This is a genomic window from Reyranella sp., assembly GCF_050185545.1.
GTDB lineage: Bacteria > Pseudomonadota > Alphaproteobacteria > Reyranellales > Reyranellaceae > Reyranella.
The window spans coordinates 1-7,750 of the sequence record NZ_JBFWZI010000270.1; the positions used below are offsets into that span (position 1 = coordinate 1).

General features: G+C 66.4%; 8 protein-coding genes and 1 pseudogene. 3 read left to right on the top strand and 6 right to left on the bottom strand.

What is annotated here, in order from left to right; genetic code table 11:
- Positions 1-233 (bottom strand): annotated as a pseudogene (locus tag AB7O82_RS35615) (hypothetical protein); the annotation flags it as partial.
- Between the two features lie 349 nt (positions 234-582).
- Between AB7O82_RS35615 and AB7O82_RS35620 the strand changes: the two are divergent.
- Positions 583-1,788 (top strand): glycoside hydrolase family 5 protein, encoded by a 1,206-nt coding sequence (locus AB7O82_RS35620; RefSeq protein ID WP_428549030.1) that lies wholly within the window; start codon positions 583-585, stop codon positions 1,786-1,788.
- A 148-nt stretch (positions 1,789-1,936) separates the two neighbouring features.
- On the opposite strand, the gene AB7O82_RS35625 is transcribed toward AB7O82_RS35620, so the two are convergent.
- The 4 genes from AB7O82_RS35625 to AB7O82_RS35640 all read right to left on the bottom strand — a co-directional run bounded on the left by AB7O82_RS35625 (position 1,937) and on the right by AB7O82_RS35640 (position 5,283).
- Positions 1,937-2,359: a RidA family protein gene (locus AB7O82_RS35625; RefSeq protein WP_428621628.1), complete on the bottom strand. Its 423-nt coding sequence runs from the start codon at positions 2,357-2,359 to the stop codon at positions 1,937-1,939.
- A gap of 58 nt (positions 2,360-2,417) precedes the next feature.
- On the bottom strand, positions 2,418-3,134 hold the full coding sequence (locus AB7O82_RS35630; RefSeq protein WP_428621629.1) for an MBL fold metallo-hydrolase: 717 nt from the start codon (positions 3,132-3,134) through the stop codon (positions 2,418-2,420).
- A gap of 161 nt (positions 3,135-3,295) precedes the next feature.
- Positions 3,296-4,231 carry an alpha/beta fold hydrolase gene (locus AB7O82_RS35635; RefSeq protein WP_428549039.1) on the bottom strand — a complete coding sequence of 312 codons (936 nt, stop codon included), beginning with the start codon at positions 4,229-4,231 and terminating at the stop codon, positions 3,296-3,298.
- Positions 4,231-5,283, bottom strand: a complete 1,053-nt coding sequence (locus tag AB7O82_RS35640; protein WP_428621630.1) for a serine hydrolase domain-containing protein — start codon at positions 5,281-5,283, stop codon at positions 4,231-4,233. The genes AB7O82_RS35635 and AB7O82_RS35640 overlap by 1 nt, the downstream gene beginning before the upstream one ends.
- 145 nt (positions 5,284-5,428) lie before the next feature.
- Between AB7O82_RS35640 and pyrC the strand changes: the two genes are divergently transcribed.
- Positions 5,429-6,475, top strand: coding sequence for a dihydroorotase (gene pyrC, locus AB7O82_RS35645; protein WP_428549045.1), 1,047 nt, complete (start codon positions 5,429-5,431; stop codon positions 6,473-6,475).
- A 34-nt stretch (positions 6,476-6,509) separates the two neighbouring features.
- On the opposite strand, the gene AB7O82_RS35650 is transcribed toward pyrC, so the two are convergent.
- Complete coding sequence (locus tag AB7O82_RS35650; RefSeq protein ID WP_428549048.1) at positions 6,510-6,911, bottom strand: hypothetical protein; 402 nt, start codon at positions 6,909-6,911, stop codon at positions 6,510-6,512.
- Between the two features lie 508 nt (positions 6,912-7,419).
- Between AB7O82_RS35650 and AB7O82_RS35655 the strand changes: the two genes are divergently transcribed.
- Positions 7,420-7,750: LLM class flavin-dependent oxidoreductase (locus tag AB7O82_RS35655; protein WP_428621631.1), on the top strand; the 331-nt coding region annotated here is incomplete at its 3' end.

Here is a 7,750-nt window from a genome sequence, read left to right on the forward strand (position 1 = left end):
AGCGCCACTGCTCCGGCCAGCGCGCCGGCAACCACCAGCAGGCCGACCTGCTCGAGCGCCGCCGAGAAGCCCAGCCCGAAGGCCTTGCCGACCGACTGGAAGGTCATGTCGGCGGCGATCCCGTACACCACGATCGTCGCCATGATGGCGAGGAACGCAGGCAACCGCAGGCGCTGGACCAGCAGCACGATGGCCAGGACGGCAATCGGCACGAGGAGCGAGGCGAGAAACATGGGCGCGACCTTAATCGCCTGCTAGAGTTGCCACCACAAGGGGTGCCCGATGAATGACGCTCGTGGCCGGCAGCGCGCTCACTGCGTGGCGCTCTTGGCATTCTCCTCTCCAGCGAAGCAGGTGAGGAGTGGACACATCTCGAATCCCTCCCCCGCAATCGGAGGAGGTGCCCCGTCATACGGGGCGGAGGGGGAAAGCCACACTCGAGATGTTTCTGATTCCGACGTCGGAACTTCAGGGATCTCGTTTGAGGCCTTGCCCCACCCCCCCCCACGGGGGCACCTCCCCCGTAAGACGGGGGAGGATCGGAGACGTGTCCACTCCGTAGCAGCGAAGGAGGAGAGGAGAATGAGCCGCGGCTTGTCGGCGCTGCTTGTCGTCGTGCTGTCGATCGTCTGCCTCGCCCTGCCTGCCCGCGCCGATGGCGGCCTGGTGCGGATCGATGGCAAGAACTTTGTCACGGCGGACGGCCGCACCCTGCTGATCAAGGGAATCAGCCTCGGCAACTGGTTGATGCCCGAGGGCTACATGTTCAAGTTCGAGGTCGCCAAGGCGCCGCGCCAGATCTACGGCGCCTTCGACCGCCTGCTCGGCAGCGAGGACGCGGCCGGGTTCTGGCGGCGCTATCGCGACCGCTACATTGCCGAGGCCGACATCCAATTCATCAAGTCGGTCGGCTTCAACATGGTGCGCATCCCGCTGCACTGGCGCCTGTTCATGACCGCCGAAGGCGAGATTGCGGGCGAGGGCTGGGCGCTGCTCGACCGCGTGCTGGGGTGGGTGCGCGACGCCGGCCTGCTCGCCATGCTCGATCTTCACGCCGCGCCGGGTGGCCAGACCGGCATCAATCACGACGACGGGCCGGGCTATCCGCTGATGTTCTACGTGTCGCGCGATCGCGCGCTCGCGATCAAGCTGTGGCGCGCCATCGCCGAGCGCTATCGCGGCGATCCGGCGATCCTGGGCTACGACATCCTGAACGAGCCGATCGCGCCCTATCACGACGTGGCGACGCTCAACATGCGGCTCGAGCCGTTCTATCGGAAGGTGACAGCGGCGATCCGCGAGGTCGATCCTGGCCGCATCGTCATCCTGGCCGCGGGGCAGTGGAGCTCGAGCTTCGACATGTTCGGCCCGCCCTTCGCGCCCAACCTCGCCTACACGTATCACTCGTTCTGGGCGAGCACGAAGCGCGATTCGATCCAGCGCCATCTCAACTTCGCCAACCGCTACGGCGTGCCGCTGTTCCTCGGCGAGACCGGCGAGCTCACCGACGAGTGGAACGAGCAGTTTCGCCTGCTGCACGAGACGCACGGCATCGGCTGGTCGTTCTGGACCTACAAGAACCTCGACACGCCTTCGACCGTGGTCTCGATCCCGCGCCCCGAGGACTGGAACGAGATCGTGGCCTTCGCCGACGGCATGCGAAAGGACAAGCCGGCGCAGGACGTGATCGACCGCGCCATCGCCGCGTACCTCGACGGCATCGAATTCGCCAACGGAGTGGTCCGCTGGACCTACCTGCAGTCGCTGGGGTTGAAGGCGGGGCCGTAATCCTCCTCCCCAGCGTCTTCGCTGGGGAGGTGCCCCGTCATGCGGGGCGGAGGGGTCATGGTTCTTCCGGACAGCGGGCGTCCCGCCCTCTCATGGACTCATGAGCGGGCGGGACGCCCGCGGTCCGGAAGACGCATGACAGAGAGAGTCACGCACGACCAGGCGGGATGACCGCGATGGCATCCACCTCGACCAGCCATTCCGGCCGCGCCAGGGCGGAGACCACGATCCCGGTCGAGACCGGGAACACGCCCTTCAGCCATTTGCCGACGACGCGATAAACCGTCTCGCGATAGCGCGGATCGACGATGTAGATCGTGATCTTGCAGACGTGCTCGAGCTTCGAGCCGGCCTCCTCGAGCAGCATCCTGATGTTCGCCATCGCCTGCTCGGTCTGCGCCGCGACGTCGCCGATGCCGACGCTTCTCGAGCTGTCGAGGTCTTGCCCGATCTGGCCGCGCACGAACACGAACTTCCCCTCTGCGACGACGACCTGGCAGAGGTCGTTATCGAGATTCTGTTCGGGGTAGGTGTCCCTGGTGTTGAACTTGCGAAGCCGCGTGTGCGCCATGGGGTGTCTCCACCTTTCGCCTCCCCCGTATGACGGGGGAGGAACATGAGTTGTGTCGCTAAGCCGCCAGCCGATCGCGATAGTGATCGGCCAGCGCCGTCAGCGCGGCGGCGCCGTCGCCCTTGAAGCTCGGGCCGTGCATCAGCGCAATCGTCGTGGGCTTGAGGCCTGCGAGCCGCCGCAGCGTCGGCTCGGTGAGCTTGGTCACCGGCATGTAGGGCACTGCCTTCTCGGTGGCGATCGCCGGCCCCACGATCTCCGACTCTGTCGTCGGCGTGGCCGGCCCGAACTGGGTGAACAGGTCGCTGCTGAACAGCGTGCCGGTGGTCTCCTCGTAGATCACGCCGGCGTCCCAGTTGTGCGGCACGTGCGGCGTGTCGAGCCAGCGCACGCGCTTGCCGCCGAGGTCCAGCACCTCGTCGTTGGCGAGCACGCTCGGCTCGCGGTCGGCCATGTCGCGCAGCCAGATGTTGCAGCCGACCTGGCCGTGCACCGGCGTCGCCCTGGGTGCGGCGGCCAGCCACTGGTTGAGTGCCCCCGATTCATCGGCCTCGACATGGCTGCAGGTCGTCCAGCGCAGCTTCTCGAGCGGGATCACGCTCTTCACCGCGGCGGAGATCAGTGGAAACAACGAGCGCTGGCCGTAGTGGAACAGCAACGGCTCGTCGGCGTCGATCAGGAACTGGTTGAAGGTGAATCCCGTCGGCCCGACGGCGGGCAGGAAGGTCGACAGGCGATAGATCCTGTCGGCGATCTCGGAAACTTCGGTCTTCACTGCGTCCTCCTGCGGGTGTTCTGGGAGCGCGCCATTCATGTGGACCGCGGGCGTCTCGCCCGCTCATGTGGACCGCGGGCGTCTCGCCCGCTCATGAGGATGAGCGAGCGAGACGCCCGCGATCCACGTGAGAGTGGCGCGCTCCCGGCGAAGAGCTCTGGTCACGCAACGCCACCTCGAGATGCCGCGGTGAGCGTCGAGCGTGCCTGGGGTTCAGCAAGAATCTCGATCAGCTTGGCATTGAACGCGTCGGCGGCCTCGTAGGCAACCCAGTGGCCGGCCCCCGGGATCACGTTCATCTCGAAATCGGGCTGGCGGGCACGGAACAGGTCGATGCGCTCCTGGATGTTCGGGTAGGTCGTCGAATCGAATTCGCCCCAGATCCCGGTGAGCGGCACTTTTACCCGCGGCAGGACCTCGCTCAGCTTGAACTGCTGGCCCATGTCGCGGCTGCGTGTCTTGGCCCGCGTCGTGTTCAGGATCTGCATATGGATGGCGATGCCGTCGACCCCGGCCGGATCGTGCAGCATCAGGATCTCGAGGTTGCGCCGGGCCTCGGCGGCCAGGGTCTCCGCCGGCATCTCGGGCAGCAGCTTGCGCAGCTTCGGGCCGGGCTTGCGCGTCGCCTTGAGCCCGCCCGCGCCCACCATGACGATGCGCCGGATGCGCTGGGCGAACAGCACGGCGATGTGACCGGCCACCATGCCGCCGAACGAGAAGCCGGTGATGGCGAATTTTTCCTCGGCCGGCAGCAATCCTTGCATCGCCGCCTGGACGCAATGGGTCACCGACCAGATGTCGCGCACGTCGTCGGGCGGGTCGCTGTCGCCGAGGCCCGGCATGTCGGCGGCGTAGACGGTGAAATGCTCGCTGAGCGGCTGGACGTTGCGGATCCAGTGGATCCATGAGCCCGAGCCGCCGTGGAACAGCAGCAGGATCGGCTTGCCCGAGCCCTCGCCCCAGATGTGCCACATCATGCGGCCGCCATTGCCCATCGGCACGCGCACCGCCCGGGCGGTGGCTTCGATCTCCCGGATGTGCTCGGCGGCGGTGCGGCCGTCCGGCATGCGCGGGACGGCGGAGTAGTCGAGCGCCATCAGCCGAGCGCCCCCAGCAGCCGTTCGACGAATTGCGGCGCCTGCTTGCGATCGATCCAGCGCAGCACGGTGACGAGATCGTTGTCGGGATCGATCCAGACGATGTGGCTGCCCCAGCCGAGCGCGAAATGGCTGCGCTCCGAGGCCGCCGCGAACTGGCGCCTGTTGGTGTTGAGCCACCACATCAGCCCGTAGAACGGCGCCATCGGGCAGGGCCTTACCAGCTCGTCGGTCCAGCCGGGATGCAGGATCTCCTTGCCCTCCCATTTGCCGCCCTGCGCCACCAGCAGGCCCATCAGCGCGAGGTCGCGTGCCGAGATGACGATGCCGCCGCCCCAGTGCCCGCCGCCCGGCACCGAGACCATCTCCTTGCCGTCGATCGTCACCGTCGAGTTGCGATAGCCGTCCCATCTCCAGGTCGAAGTGGCGCCGATCGGGTCCATGATCCGCCGCTTCAGCACCGACGGCAGCGGCTCTTTGAACAGCTGCAGCAGGCAGAGCGACAGGCGGTTCACGCGCACGTCGTTGTATTCGTAGAACGTCCCGGGCGGCTTCAGCTGGCGGCGCGTGCCCTTGGGCGCCTCGGCGACGGCGATGCCGACCACGCGATTGTGGTCGACGCGGTCCTCCTTGCCGAACAGCGTGCCCTGCCATTCGCTGGTCTGGGTCAGCAGGTGGCGCCAGGTGATGTCCCTGTTCTGGTCGCTGGTGAAGCCGTCATCGAGCCTGTAGCCAGCGACCTTGTCGTCGAGGCTCCTGATCAGCCCGTCGCCGACGGCGAGGCCGGCCAGCAGGGCGAGGAAGCTCTTGGCGACACTGAAGGTCATGTCGGTATGACCGACGTCGCCCCATTCGGCCAGGAGCTTGCCGCCGTGATAGACGATGCCGGCGTGGCCGCCGCGCGGCGTCACCGGCCCCAGCACCTCGTTGTCCGGCGCCTTCTCCCCCGAATCGTAGGTCATGACGAACTGGCCGTCGGGCATCTGCATGCTGGCAGGCCACTTTGATTCGGCCGATTTGGCGAACGCTATCGCGTCTTTCAGATCCTTCATGCCCGCAATCAACAGTCATTCGTGCCTACAATCAACATTGGAGACACCCGGCACCCCCGGGCGCGCACCGCGATGCCGAGGAAATCGGGGCGTACCCGCCCCGATTTTCATAGGAGCCCGCCCGGGAGCAAGCGTAGAAACGCGCATGGCCCCGCCGACCGCGATCACCCTCCGCCAACCCGACGACTGGCACGCCCATCTGCGCGACGGGCCGATGCTGCAGGCCTGCGCCGTCCACACGGCACGCCAGTTCGCCCGCGCCGTCATCATGCCCAACCTGTTGCCGCCAGTTACGACGGTCGCCGAGGCCGCATCGTATCGCGAACGAATCCGCAGAGCGGTCCCGGCCGGCCTCGCCTTCGAGCCGCTGATGACCTGCTACCTGACCGACGGCGCCGATCCCTCGGAGCTGGCGCGCGGCAAGCGCGAGGGCGTGTGGGTCGCGGCCAAACTCTACCCGGCGCACGCCACCACCAATTCGGCGCACGGCGTCACCTCGATGGAGCGGATCGCGCCCGCCCTCGAGGCGATGGAGAAGGCGGGCATGCCGCTCCTCGTCCATGGCGAGGTGACCGACCCCGAGGTCGACATCTTCGACCGCGAGGCGGTGTTCCTCGAGCGCGTGCTGGCGCCGCTGCTGCAGCGGCACCAGGGGCTGAAGGTGGTGCTCGAGCACATCACCACCCGGGAGGGCGTCGCCTTCGTCGAGGCCGGCGGCGCGCGGATGGGCGGCACGATCACGCCGCATCATCTCAGCTACAACCGTAATGCCATCTTCAAGGGCGGCATCCGCCCGCACCTCTACTGCCTGCCGATCGCGAAGGCCGAGGAGCACCGCCTGGCGCTGCGCCGCGCCGCGACGACGGCCAGCCAGACCCAGTTCTTCCTCGGGACGGACACCGCGCCGCATACCGCCGACACCAAGGAATGCGCCTGCGGCTGCGCCGGCATCTTCAACGCCCCGGTGGCGATGCAGGTCTACGCTCAGATCTTCGCCGAGGAAGGCGCGCTCGACCGGCTGGAGGCGTTCGCGTCGCTGAACGGCCCGCGGTTCTATGGGCTGCCGGTCAATGAGAAGCGGGTGACGCTGCTTGCCGCGCCGCTGGTCGCGCCGGAGCGCATCGATGTCGCGAACGGGGACAAGAGCGTGGTCGTGTTCCGGCCGGATACGCCGGTCGAGTGGTCTTATTGAGAAGGATTGCCCATGCTTCCTGGAGAAGGGGGCGCTACGTCTGCCTGACAATTTCGAGAGCTCTGGCGGAAATCCACCCTTCGCCCTCGAAGCGAAGTTGCATTTCGACCACCTGAGGCTCCGAAACGTCAATCTGCGATTTGGTTCTCAATGCCGTCAACTTGTCGACCGTCATGTCCGAGAATGTCGTTCGGCCCAATCCTGTCGCGACCCCGTCCTCCATCTTGAATCGGTACTGACAGTCGAATGTGCCGCCTTTCCCAGCGCGAAAGACCGTCCAGGTAGCGAACTCGATGCGCGCTGGAAGCCTGCCAACGACTATGACGTTTCCAGGGTAGACCCCGGCTAGGACATCCTTGCCGCCAATCTCGCTTCGTACATCGTCGCAGACGACGAATTGCGGCGGAGCGAGGGCCTTGAAGTAAGCACTTTCCATCATCCAACGCCCATTTGCGCCAACTCGCGATTTTCGCCGGTCGCCTCGTTGACGATGGCAACGTCGGTGAAGCTCCCGCCGATATCGATGCCGAGCCGCCACGCCATCGCTCAGGCCCTTGCCATTGCTGGCAGCGCGCCACTAGCAGGCACCACCTCTTCTCTTCGTCTCCTTGCTGGGAGCGCACCGCTCCGATGGCGCTTATGGGACGTGTGATCAATGGGAAGAGCGCCATCGGAGCGGTGCGCTCCCAGCGCATGACTCGCTCTTCCGGCAAAATTGGCGCCTGTGAGGGAGACCTTGGGGTACGCGGCGAAGCTCATCACGCCAAAAGTATCCCGGCCCCTCTCGGCAGCGCACAAACGGCAATTACCTTTCCATCGTCAAGCCCTGCCAATCTATCCACCTCGCGAAAAGCGCACTCATCCATGGTCCGCGAATGCTTGCTTGCGGCCCGGGGCGCTGGCCGCGCATAGACGAGGCTGGTAAAGGTACAAGCGGGATCGCCATGCAACATCCTCTGAGGTTCGGCATCTGGGCCCTGGTCCACGGCAACCGCGCCGCCCTGCATGACCCGGAGGAACCCTACGACGCGTCGTGGGAGCGGAACCGAAAGCTTATCCTGGAGGCCGAGCAGCTCGGCTACGACTGCACGCTGGTCGCCCAGCACACCGCCAACCCGCATCGCGAGGACCTCGACCAGCTCGAGGCGTGGACGTCGTCGGCGGCGCTGGCGGCGCTCACCTCGCGGATCGAGATCATCACCGCGATCAAGCCGATGCTCTATCACCCGGTCGTGCTGGCGAAGATGGCGCTGCAGATCGAGCACATCGCGCGCG

Coding starts and splice junctions, on each gene's coding strand:
- AB7O82_RS35620 (WP_428549030.1), top strand. CDS start 583: ATGAGCCGCGGCTTGTCGGCGCTGCTTGTCGTCGTGCTGTCGATCGTC.
- AB7O82_RS35625 (WP_428621628.1), bottom strand. CDS start 2,359: ATGGCGCACACGCGGCTTCGCAAGTTCAACACCAGGGACACCTACCCC.
- AB7O82_RS35635 (WP_428549039.1), bottom strand. CDS start 4,231: ATGGCGCTCGACTACTCCGCCGTCCCGCGCATGCCGGACGGCCGCACC.
- AB7O82_RS35640 (WP_428621630.1), bottom strand. CDS start 5,283: ATGAAGGATCTGAAAGACGCGATAGCGTTCGCCAAATCGGCCGAATCA.
- pyrC (WP_428549045.1), top strand. CDS start 5,429: ATGGCCCCGCCGACCGCGATCACCCTCCGCCAACCCGACGACTGGCAC.
- AB7O82_RS35650 (WP_428549048.1), bottom strand. CDS start 6,911: ATGGAAAGTGCTTACTTCAAGGCCCTCGCTCCGCCGCAATTCGTCGTC.